Source organism: Suttonella indologenes (assembly GCF_900460215.1).
Lineage (GTDB): Bacteria > Pseudomonadota > Gammaproteobacteria > Cardiobacteriales > Cardiobacteriaceae > Suttonella > Suttonella indologenes.
In genome coordinates this window covers 1,657,665-1,680,188 of the sequence record NZ_UHIA01000004.1, presented here as the reverse complement: position 1 = coordinate 1,680,188, position 22,524 = coordinate 1,657,665, and the positions used below count along the sequence as shown (strand labels likewise).

Genomic DNA, 22,524 nt, shown 5'->3' with positions numbered 1-22,524 from the left:
AGGTTGGAAAAACCGCCCCACACATCGGGGATTAAGACGACTTTGGCAATCCTAAAATACTCGGTTTTAGCAGGTTGGAACAACCGCCCCACATATCGGGGATTAAGACGCGGCAAGGTGTAAGCATTTCGCTCCGCTTCATAGTTGGAAAAACCGCCCCACACATCGGGGATTAAGGCCTTGAGGATTATAATTAATTCATGCCAAAAGAGAACACTTAAAGCATTATATTTCTATTGTTTACGTCGATATGTAAAAGTCATGTGTTGTTTTGACATGAACTGACTATATTAATTGCACTTCAAGGTTGAAGCTAAGTTTTTAAGAAGCATCATCAAGCGCTAAGTACAGAATTGCTCCGTACTTGCCGCTTGATGATTTGGGAAAATTGCTCAATTAGCGTTTTTTAGCGCAACGTCACCAATTCTTCCGCGCTGGTCGGATGAATGGCGACCGTATCGTCAAAATCGGCTTTGCAAGCTCCCATTTTGACTGCCACCGCAAAGCCTTGCAGCATTTCGTCCACGCCGTCGCCAATCATCTGAATGCCGACGATTTTTTCCTGCTCGCCTTGGCAGATTAATTTCATCAGCGTTTTGGGCTTGTGGGCGGCGAAAGTGCGCGCCATCGGCGTGAACTGCGCTTTATAGACCTTAAGCGTATCGCCGTATTGCGCCCGCGCTTCACGCTCGCCCAACCCCACCGTGCCAATCGGCGGATGAGTAAATATCACGCTCGGCACATTGTCATAATCCAATTTGGCTTGGCTGTCGCCTTTAAAAAGACGTGCGGCAAGGCGGCGGCCGGCGGCAATCGCCACCGGCGTCAAATCGATTTTGCCGACCACATCGCCAATCGCATAAATGCCCGCCACATTGGTATTTTGATAATCATCGACTTCAATCACGCCGTTGTTTTGCACGGCAATGCCGGCGGCGGCAAGATTCAGCGCATCCGTCGCAGGGCGGCGGCCGGTCGCCCAAAACAGGCAATCGGTCAGGATGTTTTCGCCGTTATCCAATTGCACTTCAAGTTGTCCGCCTTGTTTTTCAATCGCTGTTACATTGGCTTCGCGATGAATCTTAATCCCTTGTTCCTGCATGGCATCAGCAAGTGTGCCACTGATGTCTTCATCCAATTGACGCAGCAAGTGCTTGCCGCGAATCACAATCTCCGCCTGACTACCCAATGCCTGCATCACGCCTGCAATCTCGCAGGCAATATAGCCGCCGCCAATTATCAGCATATGCTGCGGCTGCTGCTCCAAAGCAAAAAAATCATCGGAAGTAATGCCCAATTGCGCTTGAGCAATCTCGGGAATACTCGGCGTGCCGCCAACCGCGATAAGAATATGTTTTGCCTGATAGCGTTTGCCCTCGACTTCCACCGTGTCTTTATCGATGAATTTCGCTGCGCCGCGGATTAAGCTCACACCTGATTTTTCGAGATTTTTCTCATAAATACCGTTTAAGCGCGCAATATAGGCATCGCGCTCCTTTTTAAAGCTCGCCCAATCAAAAGCGACGGATTCGGGTTTGGCAAAGCCGAAGAGCGGCGCATTATGCAAAGCCTCGGCAGTATTGGCGGCATACCAAAAGAGTTTTTTAGGCACGCAGCCCACATTCACGCAGGTGCCGCCGACGCGTGCTTTTTCAATCAGAGCGACTTTCGCTCCGTACTCCGCCGCACGTCTTGCCGTCGCCACGCCGCCGCTGCCGCCGCCGATACAAATTAAATCAAAAGTTTCTGCTGTCATCATGCGCTCCTAAAAATAAAAAAGGTATTATAGCTAATTTAAGCGTATAAGATGAATTTGATTATGATAGTAACTATATCAATTATATAGGAATTTTTTGTAGTTTTACCAAAAGAAGGCTTGCAAAATTTAACGAAGTAAGCAAAAATTTTGAATGGTACTTGAAAGAATGCGATTGGCTTTGGAAGTAGAGTGTTGATGATGTAGAAAAATATTTATACTCGCTTCTACAATAAACTCTATCAAATTAGCTTGCTAATCTAGATCCTTAGAATAATTAGATGATGACCAATGAAGATATTCAGCGATTAGCTGATGAGATGGATGTGGATATTAACTACAGCATTTTAACGCTGCCGATTGAAGAACAAAAAATAGCAGCTAAGGAATTAAGCTACCCCAGTTTTGAAGAATATGTTAAAGAACTCTTAGAGCGGTTTTTAGAAAGACAGATAGAAAGGGAAGCCGAAAAAGCGGTGCCGGTGCGTCAATTCTTAGATGAACATCCTTTGGAGCAGCGCTATGCTGCCGCCGGTTTTTGTGGGCGCGTATTCGCCGGCGATTTATCACCTGAAGAAGTATTAAAAGCGGCGGATTATAGCGAAGCGGAAATAGCGGAAATCATTCAGGCGGCGAAAGATGCCGAAGAAGCATTGATGGAAAACGTTAGACAGTATCATGCCGGTCAAGATTTAGGAGGTAAGTAAGACAATGTCCACGCTTGAACAAGCCATTATTATTGCGGCAACTTATCACTCAGGGCAAAAAGATAAAGGAGGCGCACCATACATCTTGCATCCTTTAGCTGTGATGGCAAGAGTAGGTAGCGAAACGGAAAAGATTGTTGCTGTCTTACATGACGTATTAGAAGATACTTCAATGACAGCAGGCGAACTCGCTGCACGCGGCTTTAGCGCAGAAATTCTATCTGCACTTGACGCATTAACTAAGGTGTTCATGGTTGTCTTCGGATGTCGTTGCTGCGGTTGATGCGCTTCTAGCCTGTTGGCACCAAATCTTCGGCATCAAGATGATGCAGGGCAGGCGGTTGGGCTGCGGGATGCAGCCATACTTCGAATTGGGCAAGCGCGTTTTCCTCGCGCGCAGGCGGCAGGATCCACAGGAAATGTCCGGCTGTCTGCGGCTCCACGCTCACGCCGAGATAGACCTCGCGACCTGCGACGTGGTATTTCTGCCAGCGGTGGCTACCGCGCTGTTTGCCCTCGTCGACGTCAGTATAGTACCTTAACTTCAAAATGAGATTATTCTAAGCGCTTCTCCTGACAAAATGTGTATCTCTAAGTCTCATTTTGAAGTTAAGGTACTATATCTTTCTGGTTGTGGCGGATGATAAGTGCGGCGATGAGGATGACGGCCAGTGCCGCGAGCAGCACATAAGCAGTCTCGCGCGTGGCCCGCGCGGGAGCGACAGTGACAACTAGAGCGGGTTTGCTCATGCGTGTTACTGGATGTCGGCGTGATCCAGTTCGAGGATATGACCGGAACCACCGTCGAACTTGACGTAGTATTCGCTGACGACGGACTTGGGAAATTCGATGCGGCTTTCCTTGTCGAGCGCGCCTTCAAACAGCACTTTGTCATTGTAGTCGAGAACTTTGATGTCCACGCCAAAGACTGAAGATCCGTCGGAGTAGCTGCCGATGCATTGCACCGTCTCTCCCTGCATTTGGCAGGAAAGGCCGGGAGCATAGGCGCGGGCAGTGAGGGAAAAGAGGAGCGTGCCGAAGATGAGGAAGTATTTCATGCTGGTCTTCGTGGGGAAGGGGCGTATGCCCGGGCGCATACGCCGTTAACAAAGAGAGGTCAGTGATGATGGTCGTGCTTGGCTTCGAAGGTCAGCGTGGCGTGGTAGCTGCGGCCTTCAAATCGATCGTCACTCTTGGCCTTGTGTCCGACGGCAACAATATTGAAAGCATGTTCGGCGACAGTAACTGTGGCATTGCCATCTTTATCGGTTTTGACGGTTTTGGCGTGTTCGTTGAAATAATTGTTGCTGACTTCCGCGCCTTCAAGTGGCTTGCCCTGATAGAGCACTTGCACTTTCAGCTCGTCGCCTTCTTTTAGGGTGGTAGGGTTGACGGCAGGCACGATTTCCAACTTCAGGCCAACAGGCTGCACTTTGGCGCGTTCGTTGAGATAAGCCACGGTGTACTTGGCGGATTTGGCCGAAGATTCGGCGCCATCGACTTGATCGCCGCGCTGGTTCACCCATTTGCCGTTTTTGTCTTGGGCCCAGTAGCCGTTGTCCATGACACCAGCCACTATGGCGACACCTTCGGTATTAGCCGTGACATAGTTGTCGTATTTTTTGGTAGCGACGTCCACTTTGCTGCCGTCTGCTTTGAAGCCGAAAGCTTGCACGATTTTGTCCGGCGTGTAGGCATCAGTATTGGTGCCGCTGTGACCGTAGCTGAAGGTCATGTCACCATTGACTTGGGCGATCCACAGACCGTGGGCGCCAGCAAGCGAGCTGAGAGCACCGCACAGGGCGAAAGACAAAGCGAGTTTTTTTGCGTACATCTAGACACTCCATGGTTAAAAAAAAGAGGACGACAAACCTAAACTAAATGATAAATATTGTCAATAGAATTATTATAAAGTTTCGTGCCGCATATGGCGGATCCCGAAAAATGCTGGATACCGCCCCATAAAGTGTGTCTGATGAGAGGCAAAAGAAAAGGTCTCTCAAATTTTTGTAAGAATGTTTTAGCAAACGCAATCCAAAAAAGAGAGAGACCCTATGAACAGTTTACAACTAAGCCCAAAGCAGCTACAAGAAATTTGTCATGATTTTACCAACAAGCCCAATGGCATCAATACGCTGCTATCGATTATGTTGAACAGCTTGATGAAAGCCGAGCGCAAGGACTTTTTAGTCCTTGAATTGTCAAACCAAGTGCAATAGTTTTTTAAAGTAAACTTCATAAGGTGTTTTCCAGTCTAAACACTTTCTCGGTCGTAGATTTAATTTGTCGACGACCGATTGAATATAATCATCGCTCCACCGGTTTATATCCTGTTGCTTGGGGAAAAACTCCCTGAGCAACCCGTTTGTATTTTCATTTGTCCCCCTTTGCCACGGCTGATGCGGCTCGGGGAAATAAAAGGCTGCGCCTAATGTTTGCGTAACTAAACTATGTTTGGCAAATTCCTTGCCTCTGTCCGGCGTAATTGACCGTAATTTATGCGGTGTAAGCAGGGTTATCATCGCCTCTTTCACCAACAATGCTTTTTTGCCTGCAATCTTTTTCACCAACTCAAAACGGCTTTTGCGTTCCGTCAAAGTAAGCAAACAGGCACCGCCTGCGACACCCAATACCGTATCCGCTTCCCAATGTCCGAAACGGCTGCGGTTTTGCGCTGAAATCGGGCGTTCCTCCAATGTATGCGAAATCGTGATTTTTCCACGCTTTTCAAGATGATTTTTTCTCCGCCTTGTTCTGCCTTTATGGCGTAATTTTCGGCTTGCTTTGCCTTCGCCGATATCCAGCCAACCTTGATGAATCGCGCGGTAAATCGTATTGAAACTGATTGATAAATCAGATTTTTCAAATTCTAAGCGCTTACTGAGCTGTTCGGGCGACCATTTGCCGCCCAACACTTTGCTTTGCAGCAAATGACGATATAGTCAAAGAATTGAAAAAGTATTACGGCGTTGGCTCGCCTTGCCGTACGCTCTTGTACTGTCTGCGGCTCGCCGCCTTGTACTACTTTTTCACTTCTCCGACTATATCAGCAGGCCGCTTTCAAATGAAGGTGTGGAATATGCGCAAAGCCAGTTTGCGGGTTGCGCGGGGACGGTAAAGATTTGTCAAAGGCATAATTGAACATAAAGTTCCACACGGTGGCTATCAACGAGATGCTCAAGCCGACGCCGAAAGTTAAGCCGACTTCGGTGTCTGAAAAGCATAGAATCAGCAGCATGCCGATCATAATCGCGCCTATTTCAAATAAGACGGAATGAAATAGACGTTTTTTGATGTTCATGGAGGTGTGGTTTATGGTTTTTCTGTGAATTGTTTAAAACGGGACTGGTGGCGAGGCTTCGTTTATTCGCCGTCTTGGTTTTTTTTGCGCGCGCGCGGGTGTGCTTGGTCGTAGATTTTTGCCAGATGCTGAAAATCAAGATGGGTGTATTTTTGGGTGGTGGAGAGGTCGCTGTGTCCCAGCATTTCTTGCACGGCGCGGATGTCGGCGGAGGATTGCAGTACATGACTGGCGAAGCTGTGCCGCAGCATGTGGGGGCTGACGTGTATGCCGTTTAGGCGGCGGACGGCATGTTGTTCTAATAATTTTTCGATGCTGCGTTTGCTCAGACGGGTGCCTCTTTGGTTGAGGAAGAGGGCGGTTTCTGCAGGATTTTTAAGCCATTGCGGGCGCAGTTTGAGCCAATGTTGCAGGGCGGTTTGCGCTTGTCTGCCGATAAAAATCCGCCTTTCTTTGCCGCCTTTGCCGAGTATGACGAGTTCGTCAGGCGGCGGTGAGAATGGGGCGGCGTTGAGGGCGGCGACTTCGGCAAGGCGCAGTCCGCTGCTGTAGATGAGTTCAAAGAGGGCGTGGTTGCGCCATTCGCTTGCCGGTGCTTCGGCATCAGGCGCTTGCAATAATTGGCGGATTTGGTCGGGGCTGAGGGTTTTGGGCAGGATTTTGTTTTGTATTTTCGGTACGACGAGGGCGAGGCTGGGGTCGTCTGCACGCAGGGTTTGGCGTTTGAGCCAGTCGAAGTAGCCGCGCAGGGCGGCGCGGTGTTGGATGAGGGTGTTGGCGGCGATACCTTGGCGGCGCAGTCGGTTGAGGTAGCTTTGCAGGGTATGGCTGTTTTGCCGGATGAGGCTGTGTTCAAAATGCCGGTCGGCTTGTTCGAGCAGGCGGCGGTAGGTGGCGATGCTTAAGGATGCCAGTTCGCGTTCAAAGCGCAGGAAATCGCAGTATTTGTCAATGCTCATGCGCGGGCGGGCAATTGTCCTTCAAAGACGCTTTCTGCCGCGCCGCTCATCAATAGCGCGTGATTTTTGCCTTCCCAATCGATACGCAGGCTGCCGCCTTTGAGTTCGACGCGCACGGGCGAGCGCAGTACGCCGCGAGCAATACCGACGGCGGCGGCGGCGCAAGCGCCTGTGCCGCAGGCTTGGGTTTCGCCGACGCCGCGTTCAAAGACGCGCAGTTTAATATGATGTTCGTCAATGATTTGCATAAAGCCTACGTTGACTTGCTCGGGAAAGAGCGGATGTTTTTGCAGGGCGCTGCCGATTGCCGCGACTTCTGCCGTCGCGCTGTCGCCGACTTCGCAGACGGCATGGGGATTGCCCATGGAGACGATGCCGAATGTCTGTTCGCCGATGGCTTGGTAGAGTTCGCTGTTTTGGGCGGCGGTAAAGGGTGTGAAGTCGGGTGCGCCCATATCGACGCAGAATTCGTCTTTGCCTTCGATTTGCCCCATGTGGCGGATTTCAATGATGCCGCGTTTGACGGCAACGCGTACAGGGCGTGAGAAATCGAATAGTTGCTTGTCGCGCAGGTATTTGGCGAAGCAGCGCGCGCCGTTGCCGCAGTGTTCGACTTCTTGTCCGTCGGCATTGAAGATGCGGTAGGTGAAATCGACTTGCGGATGGCGGGGGTTTTCAATAATCAGCAATTGGTCAAAGCCGATGCCGCGGTAGCGGTCAGCAAGGGAGAGGATTTCTGCGCTTGTCCAATCAAAGGCTTGCCGGCGGCAGTCCAACACGACGAAATCATTGCCCAATCCGTGCATTTTGCAAAAGGCGCGTGCTTGCATGTGTATCCTGTTTTTGTTTTCTTAGCGATTGAGGGCGGTCTATAGTAGAAGAATTGCGCGCATAAAAAAAGCCTGCGGCGGCAGGCTTTGCGGCGATGAAAGATTATTTTTTTTTGCCGATCATGCTAAATACGACCAAGATGATAATTGCGCCGATAACGGAGGCGATAAAGCCGACCGGTTCGCCTTGGCGGTATAAGCCTAGGCTTGAGCCGAGGAAGCCGGCAACAAAGGAACCTGCGATGCCTAAGCCCGTGGTCATCCAAAAGCCTAATTTGTCATTGCCGGGCTTGATCGCGCGCGCAATCAAACCTGCTAAGAAACCGATGACGATCATGCCGATAATACCTGTACCCATATATTCTCCATTAGGTTTGTGTGAAAGAGGTTTGAGTATAACCGAATAAATCTGTGGAATATATTTAGATAACTTTACGATATTCTCATGTATTCACAGTTTTACTGTAGCAAGAGTTTTGCCGCCTCTCCGATACGCTCCGGCGGCAAATACAATGCCGGCTCTATCAGCTCGATTTCATTGCAAATAAAGGCATTATCTTCTTGAATCAGTCCGTCGATACGCGCATAGGCAGGCTGAAATGGCAGGGCTTGCATCAGCCTATCCGCCGCTTTACGCCAATGCGGTAAAACGCTTATCGGTAGAATTTCAACGCCATAGGCGCTGTTGGCACGCCATTCTTGAGGTGCCGGACGGCGGTGGACGGCATGGAAATATTCACCTTGCAGATAAATAAGGCAGACTTCGCCGAAAGGGGCATGAATAAAGGCTTGCAACAATGCGCCTTGCGGATAGGCGCTGTTGAGATTAGTCATTTGGGTAAGACGTTGCACGCCTTTGCCGCTTTGTCCGATAAGGGGTTTGATAACGGGATTTTCCCAGCCTGCGGCGGCAATCTGCTTTTGCCAGTCGGTGCGATGCTGAGCTGATAGCACGATGCTGGGCGTCACGGGTAGCCCTTGGGCGTACAAGTCGGCAAGGTAGCTTTTGCGGATGTTCCATGTCTGTACGGCGCGCGGATTAATCAGCCGCACTTGCGCGGCTTCTAAGGCGGCAAGCCAATCCAAATAGGCTTGCGGCTGTTCGCTGTAATCCCAAGCGGCAAGCGGCAGCAAGGCGCCGCCGCCGATGCGCTCAGGGATAATTTCCTGCCAAGGAAGGAGCTCGGCTTGCAGGTGCTGCGCCAAGGCTTGCAGCAGCGCATTGCCCTGCCGCCAAGCAAGGCAGGTGGCGATGTAGATGTTCGCCATTATGGTGCGGCGTTTTTGTCCGCCTCTGCCGACTGTTCCGCAGCTTGGCTGTCGATGCTGTCCAGATATTGCATCAAACGTCCTTTATTCGACATGGCGCGACGCTCCATGCGGCTTTTGGCGTATTCTTTACTTTCTTCTAAATTGACAGGCTCGCCGACGATGATGACGCCGTTCATGTTCATCATGCTGTGCGGCGGGCAGGTGTAGAGATAGATGCCTTCTTTGTCTAAGGTAACGGTGAACTCTTGGTCGAGCTCGCTTTTGAAATGCTCCGCACCTTCCGGCACGCTTTTGCTTTCCACGTTATGCCCTTTGTTGGTCGGCAGAAAGGTGACGCTGTCGCCGACGGCGATATGCAATACTGCCGGTTCAAAGACCATCGGCGCTTTATCCGCACCGATGTCCAGCATTTGGACTTGATGATTTGCCGCCCAAGCGCTGTGGGCTATCAGACTGAATACGCTTGCTAAGAAGATTTTTTTCATGGCTTTTCCTTATCGTGAGGGGGAAAGAATGGCGCGACGTGGCAGAACGGCTGCGGTATTGCCGGCTTCGTCGGTAAAAATATGGGTTTCCACACGGTAAATGCGCTCGATGATATGGCGTTGGAAAATGTGGCTGGCGCTGCCTTGAGCTTGAATTTTGCCCTGAGCCAATAAAATCAGCTCGTCGGCAAATTGCGCCGCAAGGCTTAAATCATGCAGAATCATGATGGTGACTAAATTACGCTCGCGCGTGTATTGCCGCACTTGCTCCAGCAATACGCATTGATGGTGCATATCTAAGGCGCTGACGGGTTCGTCGAGCAAGAGCAGCTCCGGCTCGCGCAGCAGCACTTGGGCAAACATGACCATTTGCCGCTGTCCGCCCGATAAGGACAGCACATCGCGCTGCGCCAAATGGGCAATGCCGAGTGTCTGCATCAGTTCGACCGCCGTTGCCAGCTGCTCATCGCTGATATGCAAAGTTAAAGAGTCGAGTTTGCCTAAGAGTACGACTTCCAATGCCGTTAATGAGGCGTCGATTTGCGTATCCTGCGGCATATAACCGATTGTTTTGCGCCAATGGGCGAGGCGTTCATTGTGCAGATAGCGTTCTTTGAAGCTGATTTCGCCTTGAAAAGCGATGTCGCCGAAAATAGTTTTAATCAGCGAGGATTTGCCGACGCCGTTCGGGCCGAGCACGGCATAAACTTTACCGCTTTGCAGTTCTAAGGAAATGGCATCGGCAATACATAAATCGCCGCGCAAAATGCTGACTTGTTCAAGCTGAAGGCTCATAGGTTCTTCCTGCTTAAAATAATCCAAAAGAAGAAGGGCACGCCGATAAAGGAGGTAATGATGCCAATCGGGAACAGTGCACCGGGATTGATGATTTTAGAGAGCACCGAGGCGGCGGATAAAAATGCCGCGCCGCAGAGCATAGATGCCGGCAGGAAAAAGCGCTGATCTTCGCCGACTAACATTCTCGCCACATGCGGCGCCACCAAGCCGATAAAGCCGATTGTGCCGACAAAGCTGATGACGGTAGCGGTCATGACGGCAACAACTACCAAGACTTTCAGGCGCAGACGGCGGATATTCACGCCCATGCTTGCCGCGCGGTCTTCGCCTAAGCGCAAGGCGGTCAATTGCCAAGTATTGGCAAGTAAAATCACGGTGCAAACGGCGGTAATTACGGCGCTGACTGTCAGCGTATCCCATTTGGCTTTTTCCAAGGTGCCGAAGAGCCAAAATAAAATCCGCTGCGAATCTTCGGGTGCGGCGCGGTATTGAATCAGTGAAGAGGCGGACTGAAATAAAAAGAGCAGAGCGATGCCGACCAAGACCAAGGTTGCCGAGCTAAAGCGGCGCATCGAGGCGAACAAAAACATAATGCCCGAAGCGATCATCGTCATCGAGAAAGCACCCAAGGGCATGGCAATCATCAGCGGCAGACCGAAGCTGCCGAAAACAATCACAATTGCCGCTCCGAAACCTGCCGCCGCCGCCAGTCCCAAAGTATAAGGGCTTGCCATGGGATTATTGAGCAGGGTTTGGATTTCCGCACCGCCTGCGCTCAATGCCATACCCGCCACCACCGCCATAAAAGCCTTGGGCAGGCGCATATCATGCACGATATTCAAAGAAATCGGCTCCACACCCTCCATTTTGAATAAGGCGCGCAGCACTTCCATCGGGCTGAGCATGGCAGGACCTGTCGCCAAATCCAAGACTAAAAGAATAAAACAAACTATTGCAAAAGCCATAAGCGTCAACCACCGCTGCTTTTCACGGCGGCGGTGGTTGGCAATAGTCGTGCTAACAAAGAGATCGTTAGCCGACATACTTATTTCGCCTTCAGGTAGAAAGTACCTTTAGGAACAATAGGAAGATATTTTTTGTGATAATCCAAATAAGTCGCCAAGGGATCAATATCTGCAAAGGCTTCGGGATAGAGGGTTTTGGCAATAAACTGAATGGAAGCGGCATCGGCTAAGGTACGCGAGGCGCCTTGATAAATGCCGTAGAGGCGGTCGTTTTTAATCGCGGATAATTCGGACCAACCGCTGCGCGCCTTATAGCCCGCCAAGCGTTTCTGCGCTTCCGCTTCGTCAATGTGGATACCCATGACCATGGCTTCGGCATTTTTCTTCAGCTCGGTTTCGCGTGCCGTAATTACGATCACATCGGGATTCGCCGCAATCACTTGCTCGGGATTCATCGGACCGGCGTATTCCACATGCTCGGCAGCGATATTGTCGCCCATCGCCTGCACTGCCAAAGGTCCCCACATGGTATTGCCGAAGCTGTTACCCTGTTCTGCCGGTCCTTTGTTGCCGAATTCGATATAGACTTTCGGCTTGGGCTGACCGGATTTCTCCACGCGCGTATGCACATCTTTCACAACACCTTCATACCAATCGGCAATTTCCTTCGCGCGCGCTTCCTGACCGGTAATTTCGCCCAAAATGCGCGTGCTGTCCAAATGCAAATTCAATTGCTCTTTGTTGTAATCCAAAACTACCACGGGAATGCCCGCTTTTTCCAAAGGCTCAAGATCAGGCTCCAAGACCTGCCATTGCCATTCGCCGAGAATGACCAAATCAGGTTTCAGCGACAAAACCTTCTCTACGGAAAAGGTTCCGACTTCCACTTCGCCCACATCCGCCAATTCATTGAGCTTGGGCAGGGCTTTGCTATAGACTTCCCAGCTGGTCGGCGTCCAATCCGTCCATACCGCTTTGGAAAAACCGACCACATTATCTAAGGCTTTTTCGCCGCCGACGGCAAGATAATCGGTGTAATAAAAGCCGAGCATAATGCGCTTGGCAGGCACATCGATCTCCACTTCGCGCCCCAGTACGTCTTTGATGGTTTTCACTTCTGCATAAGCAGTGCCCAAAGAAGCGGCGATAGCTGCCGCGACCAGTAGTTTTTTCAGCATGGTTGCTTCCCTATGGTTAAAAAATCGGTTATTCAAAAATATGGCGATATTTATCTTTCTGTAATTCCTTATAAGCATTTTTGCAATTAGTATAAAACGAAAGGATAGATATGGATATTGTAACAAATAAAAATACTAATGTGATGTGGATAATAAATTTTACAATATCTGTTATTTGATAATTGCTTAAAAAGAAGGCAATATATAAAAATAAAGAAAATATCATTATTAATCCTACAATTAATGCGGTAGTAGGATTACCATTTTTCTTATACAAATATTTGCTTTCTTCCGAATTGTATTCAATATAACCAAACCCTATCAATGCACCGCCTTTAGCCCAAACAACATTGAATATCCCATCCATATCAGATTCTTTTTTATCTATTAAATCATCCAATTCATTTACAGATAGATTATTTAAAATAGGAATTTTCTTTTGAGCAAACTGTCTGGTGAGGATAGTGCTGTTATTTTCTATATGTTTAGGTCTTTCTATATTGAGATATTCTTCTATTTCCTCTAATTTATTTCTGTCGATCTTTTTGCTATCTAGCAAGGAATAGGGAAAAACCAATCTTATAAATTTGAGGAAAGTAGAAAAAATATCCATGGTTTTATTTCTCTTATTTATTGAAATTTAGAAAAAACGTGCCTTTCGGTGTAATCGGCAAATAATCGGCATGGAAATCCATATAGGTTTTCAGCGGATCGACATCGGCAAAGGCTTCGGGATACAGGGCTTTTGCCATAAATTGCGCGGCGGCCAAATCGCTTAAAGAACGCGAAGCGGTGTGATACAGACCGTAAACGCGTTGGTTTTTTACTGCCGGCAATTCCGCCCAACCTGCGCGCGTGACAAATCCTGATAAGCGTTTGCGCGCATCTTCTTCTGCAATATCAATGCCCATTGCCATGATTTCCGGCGCGGTTTCCACATTATTTTCCGTGCCGGTAATAATGATGACTTCAGGCTGCGCGCTGATGACCTGCTCGGGATTGAGTTGTCCCCAAGACTCGATATGCGGCGCGCTGATGTTGTCGCCGCCGACCGTCTCGGCAATCGCGCCCCACATGTTTTTGCCGAAAGTAAAGCTGTGTTCGCTCGGGCCTTTATTGCCGAATTCCACATAAATCTTAGGCTTGGCGACATTGACTTCCGCTATCCGCGCCTGAATATCGGCAATGCCGGCGGCATATTCCTCGCCGATTTTTTTGCTGCGCGCCTCTTCGCCGCTCAAAATACCGAAAATTTCCGCGCTTTTGCGGTGGTTTTCCACCGTTTGATCATTGAAATCGACCACCACCACCGGCACGCCCGCTTTTTCAAAATACGGCAATTCGCTTTCTAAGGCGCCCATCTGGATTTTCGGCACAATCAGCACATCGGGATTTAAAGCAAGGGCTTTTTCGGTCGAGAAATTATTATTGGTGGCATAGCCGACATCGACGATATTGGCCAAATCCGGCATTTTTTCCACATACAGCCCCCAGCTGCCGGGATTGAATTTTTCCCAGAATTCGCGCGAGATGCCGACCACATGTTTGAAATTCTCCGCCCCTGCAACGGCAATATAATCCGGATAATAGAACGTCAGAATCGCGCGTTTGACCGGCACATCGACCGAGACTTCGCGTCCCATGACGTCTTGAAAGGTTTTGACTTCCGCCATAGCGGCACAAGCAGCGATAGCTGCCGCCAAAGACAATAATTTACGCATAATATACCTTTGAAAATAAAAAAGCGCGCATATCTTCCTTCTTGGATAAGATAAAGTCAATACGAAAATTTCGCATTTCAATATTTTCATTGCTTAGCATCTTGCTCTAAAAATCTGTATTTATAAATAAATCAAACACATTTAAACCTTAATACTTTTCATGACAAGCCGATATTGGCAAATATATCGGGATAATGATGGAAAAAACCGCAGATAAAGCGGCGCACGGCTTATCAATAGCGGTGTTAAGGCTTGAAATGCCTAAGGCGAATCTTGATAATGCCTTCTGGCAAGCCTTGCGCTGCAAGGCGGCTGATTTACGTTCTATTCGACAAAAAAGAGAAATTGTTATGCAAAACGACCTATTTCTGCGCGTGCTGCGCGGTGAAAAAGTAGAAAGAACTCCTGTGTGGATGATGCGCCAAGCAGGACGTTATTTGCCTGAATACCGCACCACGCGCGAACAGGCGGGCAGTTTTATGGATTTATGCCGCCATACCGAGCTTGCCTGCGAAGTAACTTTGCAACCGCTGCGCCGCTTCGCTTTGGATGCGGCGATTTTATTTTCCGATATTCTGACCATTCCCGATGCGATGGGTTTGGGGCTGCGTTTTGTCAAAGGCGAAGGCCCGCAGTTTGCACGCACGGTGCGCAGCTTGCAAGAAGCGCAAGACCTGCCCTTGCCGCCCGACGGTTCATTGGATTATGTCTTTGATGCGGTCAAAATGATTCGTCGCGAACTCAATGGCGCCGTGCCTTTAATCGGTTTTTCGGGCAGCCCTTGGACATTGGCGACTTATATGATTGAAGGCAGCGGCAGCAAAGACCATGCGCGCGCCAAAGCCCTTGCCTATCGCGAGCCGCAAACTATCGCTTTATTATTGGACAAACTCTGCCAAGCGGTCAGCGATTATTTAAATGCGCAAATTGCCGCCGGCGCGCAGGCAGTCATGATTTTTGACAGCTGGGGCGGCACATTGCCGCATTGGGCATACGAAGATTTGTCTTTGCAATATATGCGCCGCATTGTGGCGAATTTGCAGCCCGACAGCGAGGGCAATGCCGTGCCGGCGATTGTCTTCACCAAAGGCGGCGGACAATGGCTGGCGCAGATGAAAGATTGCGGTGCGCAAGCCCTAGGCTTGGATTGGACGACTTCTTTAGCGCAAGCGCGCAAAATCGTAGGTGAAAACATTGCCTTGCAAGGCAATCTCGATCCGGCGATGTTATTGGCAGACCCTGCCGCCATTCGCCAAGCGGTGCAAAATACCTTGGCGGATTACGGGCATGGGCATCGACATATTTTTAATCTTGGACATGGAATTACCCCCGATGTGCCGATTGAAAATGCTCAGGCGATGATTGATGCGGTGCATGAATTCAGCCCTGCTTATCATCAATAGTCTTTTTAACAAGGAGAAATCATGAAACGATTGAGTATCAATGTATTGGTTCTTGCTTTATTGGCAGGTTGCGCCGGCGGCATTACTAGCGAGAAGCCCGCTGTCGAAGCCCAATTGCAGAACCAAGCGGCGTTGGGTGTGGTATGGATGCAGCAATCCGGCGAATACAATGCGCTGGCTTATCAGGCATTTAATTATGCCAAACAAGCCTTTGATTCTGCCACAGCCGCCAAAGGCAAGAGAAAAGCCGTTGCCGTTGACCTTGACGAAACCTTAATTGACAACAGCCCTTATGCCGGTTGGCAAGTGAAAAACGGTCAGCCTTTTGAGGGCGAGACCTGGACGCAATGGGTGAACGCCAGAGAATCGGGTGCGATTGCCGGCGCAGTGGAATTTTCCAATTATGTCAATGCCAACGGCGGCACGGTATTCTTCGTTTCCAATCGCCGCGACGATGTGGAAAAAGCCGCCACCATTGACGATATGAAACGCCTAGGCTTCCACAATGTGAGCGAAGAAACCTTGTTCTTGAAAACCGACAAATCCAATAAATCGCCGCGCTTCAAAGCTATTGAAGATCAAGGCTATGAGATTGTTTTATATGTCGGCGATAATTTGAACGATTTCGGCGACGCCACTTACCGCAAATCCAATGCCGAACGCCGCGCTTTCGTTGATGCCAATCAGGCGCAATTCGGCAAAAAATTCATTATCTTGCCGAATCCTAACTACGGCGATTGGGAAGGCGGTTTAGACAGCGGTTATTACAAAGGCGATACGCAGAACAAACTCAATATCCGCCAAGCGGCAATCAAAGATTGGAGCGGAAAATAATCTCTCCCCCGACAATCCGACTGCAATGCAGTCGGATTTTTCATCAAAATTTCCTTACTGGTTGAACCCCCTCCCTTTGGGGAGGATAATCTTGTGGGAGAAGTGTAACCTCTTCCAATTCAGGGCAACACGTAGAGCGACGCTTTATGTGTTGCCCTGTGTGTTGAAACATCAAAAATTTCTCAATTCTTTCCCCTACCTTCGGGGAGAATAATGGCATTGGAAGAGATGTAAAGTTTTCCAATTCAGGACAACACATAGAGCGATACTTTATGTGTCCGTTCTGTGTGTTGAAACATGAGGTTTAACAATATGTTAAAAAGGATTTTCTATGATTAACAGACGCCGTTTTATTCAAATCGGAGCAGGGGGACTGGTAGCTGTCAGCAGCAGTCGTTTGGCTTTTGCTGCCGGTAGCAGCACCGTGAATTTGCGCATCGTCGGCACGACCGACGTGCACGGTTTCCTAACCGATTTCGATTATTACAAAGACGCGCCGACAGAGAAATTCGGCTTCAGCCGCGCCGCAAATTTAATCAAACAAGCCAGAGAAGAAGTGCCTAACAGCGTATTGGTGGACAATGGCGACCTTATCCAAGGCAATCCGATTTCCGATTATCAGGCGGCGGTCGGCGCTAAAGAAGGTCGTCCCGAGCCCTCGATTATGGCATTAAACGCCATGAAGTATGATGTCGGCACGCTGGGCAATCATGAATTCAACTACGGGCTGCCCTATTTGGAAATGGCGATGAAAGAAGCCGAATTCCCGATTATCAATGCCAATATCGTGAAAGCCGGCACGGAAGAACCGGCTTTCCAGCCTTATTTCATTCAAGAAAAAGAAGTATTGGCAGAGAATGGCACAAAACATACAGTTAAGATCGGCTATATCGGCTTTGTGCCGCCGCAAGTCATGATTTGGGACAAAGCGAATCTGGAAGGCAAAGTAGAAGCGCGCGATATCGTCAAAACGGCTGAAAAATATGTGCCGCTCATTAAAGAAGCAGGGGCGGATATTATTGTTGCTTTGGCGCATACCGGTCCTTCCGACGATCCCTATCAGGAAGGCGCGGAAAATTCCGCTTTCTATCTGGCGGATGTGGCAGGCATTGATGCGATTATTTTCGGACATTCCCACCGCCTATTCCCCAATAAAGAATTTGCACAATCGCCGCATGCCGATATTGACAAAGGCACGGTCAAAGGCGTGCCGGAAGCAATGGCAGGCTATTGGGCAAACAATATCAGCGTGATAGATTTGACGCTTGGCAAAGAAGAGGGCAAATGGTTGGTTTTAGACGGCAAAGCCGCTATCCGTCCTATTTACGATGCCGAGAAAAAAGCCGCAACCACGGAAAACCATGCGGAAATCGCCGCCCTGCTCCAGCCGGTTCACGAAGCGACGCGCCAATTTGTTTCCCAACCGATCGGACATGCTACCGACAATATGTACAGCTATTTGGCTTTGGTGCAAGACGACCCTACGATTCAAATCGTCAATGCCGCGCAAAAAACCTATGTGGAAAACGCCGTCAAAGCCTTGCCGGAATTGGCAGGCATTCCGATTTTAAGCGCCGGTGCGCCGTTTAAAGTCGGCGGACGCAAAAACGACCCGAGCGGCTACACCGAAGTCAATAAAGGCGAATTGACCTTCCGCAATGCGGCAGACCTGTATCTCTATCCCAATACCCTCGTAGTGGTCAAAGTAAGCGGCGAAGAGCTGAAAGAATGGTTGGAATGCAGCGCGGGCATGTTCCTGCAAATCGATCCGAAGAGCGAGAAAGCGCAAAGCCTGCTCAATTGGGAAGGTTTCCGCACCTATAATTTCGATGTGATTGACGGCGTGGAATATCAATACGACCTCACCCAGCCCGCCCGCTATGACGGCGAATGCCAGCTCGTTAATCCCGAAGCGCATCGGGTCGTCAATCTTAGCTACCAAGGCAAGCCGGTCGATCCTAAGGCGGAATTTTTAATTGCTACCAATAATTACCGCGCTTACGGCAATAAATTTCCCGGCACCGGCGACAAGCATATCGTCTTCGCCGCACCGGATGAAAACCGCCAAATCTTGGCAAATTTCATCTCGGCGCAGAGTAAAGAGCATGGCAAAGTCAGCCCGAAAGCGGACGGCAACTGGCGGATTGCGCCGATTGCCGGCGATGTCAAACTTGATATCCGTTTTGAAACCTCGCCCAGCGAAAAAGCGCAAGCCTTTATTAAGGAATACGCCCAATATCCGATGAAGCCAGTCGGTACGGACGAAGTCGGTTTTGCCATCTATCAGATAGATTTGAGCAAATAAGCCCTGCTTGGCAGTCCATGCAATAGCCGCCCCGAAAGGCGGCTATTTTTATTGTGCCCATCAAGGCAATCCATTGCCTTGGCGGGAAATGAAAGAGAAGATTTACAATCCCTTGCAATTCGCGTAATAAGTTACCGTTGCCGGCCAATCGCTAAACAGCGCCACAATGCCGACCTCTTGCGCCAATACGTCCAAGACTTTGAGCAAATCGCTGTCTTTTTTGATGAGATCATTCAAGCCGCTGTAATACCAGCCGCCGCCGTTCGCCAAAGGTCCGGAACGTTCGATTGACCATGAAATGAGTTTGAAGCCATGCGATTTGGCGGCTTTGGCATAATCCGATGGCACAATCTTGCCGTCTTGATTGGCAAGCAGCATCGGCATGGCGGGCGCCAGATAATTCAAACCGTCTTCGCGCAGTTTCGGCATTTCGGCAATGCGCGCGGCGGTATCGAGTTCCTCATCTAAAAATACGGCTTGCTTACCGAAATCGCCGCCGTTTTTGATCCAATACTGCACATCGGCATAATTAAAGGATTGCGGGAAAACCTTGCTTGCCGCCACGCCTGCCGCTTGGTATTCATCCAGCAATTTTTGCGCATATTGTTCCTGCGTAAAGCCATCGAAAGGCATTTCCACGACCGGCGTTTTCAGCTCGGGCGTCATTTTCACGCCCAAAGCCTTGAATAATTCAATCGATTCCTGATGTGTCATCAAGGTGCCGTTTTGGCTGTACAAATCGGTACGCCAATTCGGCGTTGCCGCCATATATTCTTCCACCGTGCGCGCTTTGGGATTGCCGGCGTCCATTTTGCCTGTCAGCGTTTTGAATTCCGCCAGCGTGATGTCTGAAGTGCGGCATTCCACTTTCGCTTCTTCGATTAAATTACCCGCGGCATCGTATTGGGCAGGGGTAAAGGGCACACTGCATTTCTCCGCCAAAGGCGTGGCGAGAATATTGGTCGTGGTGTGCAAATCGTTTTGCGCATGCCGGCAGACCAGTTCTTTGTCCTTGGTAAACGCCACATCGCATTCGATAATGCCTGCACCTTGGCGTGCGGCAGCCAGATAAGATTGCAGCGTATGCTCGGGGAATTGCAAAGGCGCGCCGCGATGCCCGATGCTGAACTCAGTTTTTTGCGGACTTTGCGCGTTGCAGGCGGCAAGACTGTCTTTGAGTTCGCCGGCAGGTAAATCGTCAATCAGATAAAAAGGGCGCGCGCCGTAGCTATAGGCTTTAACAGGGGTAAATTCCTGCGCCTGCGCCTGCAATGCCAGCAAAAATAAACATAACAAGGTTTTTTTCATCGTATGCTCCGTGGTTAAAGAAAATGGAAATATAGCAAAAAATATGAGGATTTATCGGTTTTTTCTGTGCAAAGATAATGTGGTGCAAAGAAGGAGATTATCCTCAGCAATTGTTACCCTTTTATGTCGCCATTTTTTCACTAGATTTTCATCACACTTGCCGTATGATGCGATTTTTTGAGAGGAAGTCGTGCGGCGATATTGTTTCATATTGCTACTATTAAGCTTGCAAACGCTAGGGCATCCGCATGTATGGATCGATGTGGAAATTCGTCCTGTGCAAGATGCGCAGGGGCGTATTGCCGCCTTACGGCAGTCATGGCAATTCGATCCTTTTTATTCCACTTTATTGCTGGAAGAAGTGGAGCAGGGGGCAACATCGGAGCAGCGTCAAGCCCTGTGGCAGGATTTGGAGAAAGATATTCGGGCAACGCTAGGCGATGAGGGTTTATACACTTTTCCGCACCGTCAATTTGCCGCACCGCGCGATCTAAGGCTTGTGCAAAAAGGCAATGATTTGTTCGTCGAAGCGGAGTTGCCCTTGCTCGAGCCAAGCAAGCATCTGCAATATCAAATTTATGAGCCTGAATATTATGTGGAAATTCTGCATGCCAAGGCGCAGCCGCTGCAAATCGACGGCTGCCGTTTGACGATTACGCCGGCAGAACCCAGCGAAGAAAAATATATCGAAGCGGCGGCATTGGATAAAAACCAGAAAGGCGATCCGAATTTAGGGCGTTTTTTTGCCGAAACCGCAGAATGGACTTGTAGGTAAGGAGAATGAAATTTTTGAGAAAAATTGTTTTTTGCATGATGTGTTTGGCGATGCTGCCGGTCTCGGCGCATCCGCATGTGTGGATATTGGTGGAAGTGACGCCGCGCCTGAATGCGGCAGGGGAAATTACCGCCTTGCAGCAGCGTTGGGCTTTTGATCCTATCTATAGCGCTATTTTTATTGATGAAATGAATAAAACACCGGACGAACAGAAAGAAGCACGTTGGCAAAGAATTGAAGAGCGCACGCTGACGCCTTTATTTGCAGAAAAATTTTATACGCGACCAAAAGACAAATTTGGCGAGGCGCATAGCGCGCGTTTGTATGAGGCGAACGGAGAGCTGATTATTGAGACGGAACTGCCTTTGCTAAGACCTGTAAAATTTTTGTATTATCAAATTTATGAACCTACTTATTACGTGGAAATACTGCATAATCCCAAGCAGCAGCCAATGCCCTCCTGCCGCTTGAACATCAGCCATGCCAAGCCGGACAGCGCCAAGCAAGAAGAGGCGGCGGCTTTGGATCAAGGCGCGGTGGTTTCCTATGATTTGGGGCAATATTTTGCTGAACATGCGGAGTTGCTATGTCAATAAATAAGCAGCTGAAATGGTTTTTACTCATGATTGTGCTTTTTCTGGCGCTGTGGCTGTTTCAAGAAGAATTGCGCGCCCTATGGCAGGGCATCGTTTTCGATATTCAGCGTTGGCAGAACAATTACCGCCGCGAAATGACGATGCTGATGCGCCAAATGCGCGGCGGTGCGCAGTGGCAGACATGGTGGCTCTTGGTTAGCCTCGGCTTTGTTTACGGCATTTTGCATGCGGCAGGACCGGGGCATGGTAAGGCGGTGATTACCACCTTTTTGCTCACGCAGCCTTCAGGCTATAAAAATGCGCTCTGGTTGGCGGTCGGCGGCGCCGTATTGCAAGGCATCAGCGCGGTACTGTGGGTGGCGGTAACGGTGGGCGCATTGCAATGGCTGATTCGCGATGCCATGTCGCAAATTATTTGGGCGGAACGCTTGAGTTACGCGCTCATCATTGCCGCCGGCATCTATATGCTTGCCAAAGCCGTTCGCCAATACCGCGGCGGAAGGCATCATGCCGAACATCATCATGCGCACGAGCATTGCGGCTGCGGACATCATCATGCACCGCAAGCACAGACGGCTTTTTGGGCATCATTGCTTGCGATTGGTGCGCGTCCCTGTTCTGGTTCGATTTTAGCTTTGGCGGTCGCCGCCGCTTGGCAATTATGGGCTGTGGGTATTGCCATGACTTTCGCCATCAGCGCCGGCACGGCAATCACCGTGCTCAGCCTCGCCTTATTAACCATTTACGGACGCGAGCAAGCGGCAAAACGCCTCACTCTCTCCGCTGCCGCCGCGCAAAAAGGTTTGCTGATGCTGGCTGCAATCGGGGCTTTCTTATTGATTGGTCTAGGTTTAATATTATTATTCAGCGCGCAGCCGCTGCCGGTCTTGGGGCTGTGAATGCTTTCAAAGATTAACAAAAGATTACATTTATTTTATCCGGATTGAAAAATCCGCCCCTAGCCACATAAAGGGGGAGAACTTTTTTGCTGGATTTGCCAGTCTTTTTATTTATGGAGTGTATTTATGAAACTGCGTCCTTTACATGATCGCGTGATCGTTAAACGTCAAGAAGAAGAAAAAACCTCAGCCGGCGGCATCGTTCTGCCCGGTTCTGCGACCGAAAAACCCTCGCAAGGCGAAGTGATTGCCGTCGGCGAAGGCAAGGCTTTGGACAATGGTCAAAAACAAGCGATGAACGTCAAAGTCGGCGATAAAATCCTGTTCGGCAAATATTCGGGCAGCGAAGTCAAAGTGGACGGAGAAGACTACATCATCATGCGCGAAGACGAAATTTTCGCCATTATCGAATAATTTTTTGTTTTTAATTTT

Annotated in this window: 24 protein-coding genes, 4 pseudogenes and 1 CRISPR repeat array (1 of these 29 cut by a window edge); of the genes and pseudogenes, 11 read left to right on the top strand and 17 right to left on the bottom strand. The window is 49.5% G+C overall.

The genetic code is table 11. The annotated features are described in order from the left end of the window. Positions 1–179: direct repeats of the CRISPR family, unit length 36 nt; unit sequence GTTGGAAAAACCGCCCCACACATCGGGGATTAAGAC (it extends 734 nt beyond the left edge of the window). Between the two features lie 227 nt (positions 180–406). Further along, on the bottom strand, positions 407–1,756 hold the full coding sequence (gorA, locus tag DYC63_RS12255) for a glutathione-disulfide reductase (RefSeq protein WP_115219455.1): 1,350 nt from the start codon (positions 1,754–1,756) through the stop codon (positions 407–409). A 50-nt stretch (positions 1,757–1,806) separates the two neighbouring features. Here gorA and DYC63_RS13260 point away from each other — a divergent pair. From DYC63_RS13260 to DYC63_RS12245, 3 genes and pseudogenes are all read left to right on the top strand, one after another. Further along, positions 1,807–1,947 (top strand): annotated as a pseudogene (locus DYC63_RS13260) (IS1595 family transposase); the annotation flags it as partial. 90 nt (positions 1,948–2,037) lie between these two features. Beyond that, entirely contained in the window at positions 2,038–2,463 is a 426-nt protein-coding gene (locus tag DYC63_RS12250) for a hypothetical protein (protein ID WP_115219454.1), read from the top strand. 4 nt (positions 2,464–2,467) lie between these two features. Continuing rightward, positions 2,468–2,707, top strand: a pseudogene (locus DYC63_RS12245) (phosphohydrolase); the annotation flags it as partial. 46 nt (positions 2,708–2,753) lie between these two features. Here the strand turns inward: DYC63_RS12245 and DYC63_RS12240 are convergent. The 3 genes from DYC63_RS12240 to DYC63_RS12230 form a co-directional block, all read right to left on the bottom strand. Continuing rightward, a complete protein-coding gene (locus DYC63_RS12240; RefSeq protein ID WP_115219452.1) occupies positions 2,754–3,011 on the bottom strand; it encodes a DUF6162 family protein in 258 nt (85 codons plus the stop codon). Positions 3,012–3,218: 207 nt separating this feature from the next. Beyond that, the gene (locus DYC63_RS12235) at positions 3,219–3,521 is read right to left on the bottom strand and encodes a hypothetical protein (protein ID WP_147284965.1); all 303 of its coding nucleotides are present in this window, start codon (positions 3,519–3,521) and stop codon (positions 3,219–3,221) included. Positions 3,522–3,580: 59 nt separating this feature from the next. Continuing rightward, positions 3,581–4,297, bottom strand: a complete 717-nt coding sequence (locus tag DYC63_RS12230; protein ID WP_115219450.1) for a DUF4198 domain-containing protein — start codon at positions 4,295–4,297, stop codon at positions 3,581–3,583. A 220-nt stretch (positions 4,298–4,517) separates the two neighbouring features. On the opposite strand from DYC63_RS12230, the pseudogene DYC63_RS12725 reads away from it, so the two are divergent. Then, positions 4,518–4,655: pseudogene (locus DYC63_RS12725) on the top strand (IS256 family transposase); the annotation flags it as partial. Between the two features lie 9 nt (positions 4,656–4,664). Here DYC63_RS12725 and DYC63_RS12225 read toward each other — a convergent pair. The 12 genes and pseudogenes from DYC63_RS12225 to DYC63_RS12170 form a co-directional block, all read right to left on the bottom strand. Beyond that, a pseudogene (locus DYC63_RS12225) lies at positions 4,665–5,402 on the bottom strand (IS30 family transposase); the annotation flags it as partial. 107 nt (positions 5,403–5,509) lie between these two features. Further along, on the bottom strand, positions 5,510–5,764 hold the full coding sequence (locus DYC63_RS12220) for a chlorhexidine efflux transporter (RefSeq protein WP_115219449.1): 255 nt from the start codon (positions 5,762–5,764) through the stop codon (positions 5,510–5,512). A gap of 62 nt (positions 5,765–5,826) precedes the next feature. Beyond that, the gene (locus DYC63_RS12215; RefSeq protein WP_115219448.1) at positions 5,827–6,723 is read right to left on the bottom strand and encodes a tyrosine recombinase XerC; all 897 of its coding nucleotides are present in this window, start codon (positions 6,721–6,723) and stop codon (positions 5,827–5,829) included. Continuing rightward, positions 6,720–7,553: a diaminopimelate epimerase gene (dapF, locus tag DYC63_RS12210; protein WP_115219447.1), complete on the bottom strand. Its 834-nt coding sequence runs from the start codon at positions 7,551–7,553 to the stop codon at positions 6,720–6,722. Before dapF ends, DYC63_RS12215 begins: the two co-directional genes overlap by 4 nt. Before the next feature lie 103 nt (positions 7,554–7,656). Beyond that, positions 7,657–7,911, bottom strand: coding sequence for a GlsB/YeaQ/YmgE family stress response membrane protein (locus DYC63_RS12205; RefSeq protein ID WP_115219446.1), 255 nt, complete (start codon positions 7,909–7,911; stop codon positions 7,657–7,659). 101 nt (positions 7,912–8,012) lie between these two features. Then, positions 8,013–8,822, bottom strand: coding sequence for an ATP-grasp domain-containing protein (locus DYC63_RS12200; RefSeq protein ID WP_115219445.1), 810 nt, complete (start codon positions 8,820–8,822; stop codon positions 8,013–8,015). Beyond that, complete coding sequence (locus DYC63_RS12195) at positions 8,822–9,310, bottom strand: pseudoazurin (protein WP_072281368.1); 489 nt, start codon at positions 9,308–9,310, stop codon at positions 8,822–8,824. Before DYC63_RS12195 ends, DYC63_RS12200 begins: the two co-directional genes overlap by 1 nt. A 9-nt stretch (positions 9,311–9,319) precedes the next feature. Then, positions 9,320–10,105 (bottom strand): ABC transporter ATP-binding protein, encoded by a 786-nt coding sequence (locus DYC63_RS12190; RefSeq protein WP_115219444.1) that lies wholly within the window; start codon positions 10,103–10,105, stop codon positions 9,320–9,322. After that, on the bottom strand, positions 10,102–11,151 hold the full coding sequence (locus DYC63_RS12185; RefSeq protein ID WP_115219443.1) for a FecCD family ABC transporter permease: 1,050 nt from the start codon (positions 11,149–11,151) through the stop codon (positions 10,102–10,104). The genes DYC63_RS12190 and DYC63_RS12185 overlap by 4 nt, the downstream gene beginning before the upstream one ends. Positions 11,152–11,153: 2 nt before the next feature. After that, positions 11,154–12,251: an ABC transporter substrate-binding protein gene (locus tag DYC63_RS12180; RefSeq protein ID WP_115219442.1), complete on the bottom strand. Its 1,098-nt coding sequence runs from the start codon at positions 12,249–12,251 to the stop codon at positions 11,154–11,156. 28 nt (positions 12,252–12,279) lie between these two features. Further along, on the bottom strand, positions 12,280–12,864 hold the full coding sequence (locus DYC63_RS12175) for a hypothetical protein (RefSeq protein ID WP_115219441.1): 585 nt from the start codon (positions 12,862–12,864) through the stop codon (positions 12,280–12,282). 13 nt (positions 12,865–12,877) lie between these two features. After that, positions 12,878–13,972, bottom strand: a complete 1,095-nt coding sequence (locus DYC63_RS12170) for an ABC transporter substrate-binding protein (protein ID WP_115219440.1) — start codon at positions 13,970–13,972, stop codon at positions 12,878–12,880. A gap of 350 nt (positions 13,973–14,322) precedes the next feature. Here DYC63_RS12170 and hemE point away from each other — a divergent pair, with 350 nt between their 5' ends. From hemE to cpdB, 3 genes are all read left to right on the top strand, one after another. After that, entirely contained in the window at positions 14,323–15,375 is a 1,053-nt protein-coding gene (hemE, locus tag DYC63_RS12165) for a uroporphyrinogen decarboxylase (protein ID WP_115219541.1), read from the top strand. Positions 15,376–15,396: 21 nt separating this feature from the next. Further along, entirely contained in the window at positions 15,397–16,209 is an 813-nt protein-coding gene (locus DYC63_RS12160) for a 5'-nucleotidase, lipoprotein e(P4) family (protein WP_115219439.1), read from the top strand. A 331-nt stretch (positions 16,210–16,540) separates the two neighbouring features. After that, the gene (gene cpdB / locus DYC63_RS12155) at positions 16,541–18,514 is read left to right on the top strand and encodes a 2',3'-cyclic-nucleotide 2'-phosphodiesterase (RefSeq protein ID WP_115219438.1); all 1,974 of its coding nucleotides are present in this window, start codon (positions 16,541–16,543) and stop codon (positions 18,512–18,514) included. 102 nt (positions 18,515–18,616) lie between these two features. Here the strand turns inward: cpdB and DYC63_RS12150 are convergent, their stop codons facing one another. Then, entirely contained in the window at positions 18,617–19,822 is a 1,206-nt protein-coding gene (locus tag DYC63_RS12150) for a glycerophosphodiester phosphodiesterase family protein (protein WP_115219437.1), read from the bottom strand. A gap of 190 nt (positions 19,823–20,012) precedes the next feature. Here DYC63_RS12150 and DYC63_RS12145 point away from each other — a divergent pair, with 190 nt between their 5' ends. From DYC63_RS12145 to groES, 4 genes are all read left to right on the top strand, one after another. Further along, a complete protein-coding gene (locus tag DYC63_RS12145) occupies positions 20,013–20,597 on the top strand; it encodes a DUF1007 family protein (protein WP_115219436.1) in 585 nt (194 codons plus the stop codon). A gap of 14 nt (positions 20,598–20,611) precedes the next feature. Continuing rightward, entirely contained in the window at positions 20,612–21,193 is a 582-nt protein-coding gene (locus DYC63_RS12140) for a DUF1007 family protein (RefSeq protein WP_172459509.1), read from the top strand. Then, entirely contained in the window at positions 21,184–22,092 is a 909-nt protein-coding gene (locus DYC63_RS12135; RefSeq protein WP_115219434.1) for a nickel/cobalt transporter, read from the top strand. The genes DYC63_RS12140 and DYC63_RS12135 overlap by 10 nt, the downstream gene beginning before the upstream one ends. 126 nt (positions 22,093–22,218) lie before the next feature. Continuing rightward, entirely contained in the window at positions 22,219–22,506 is a 288-nt protein-coding gene (gene groES / locus DYC63_RS12130) for a co-chaperone GroES (protein ID WP_115219433.1), read from the top strand. The last annotated feature ends 18 nt before the right edge of the window (positions 22,507–22,524 follow it).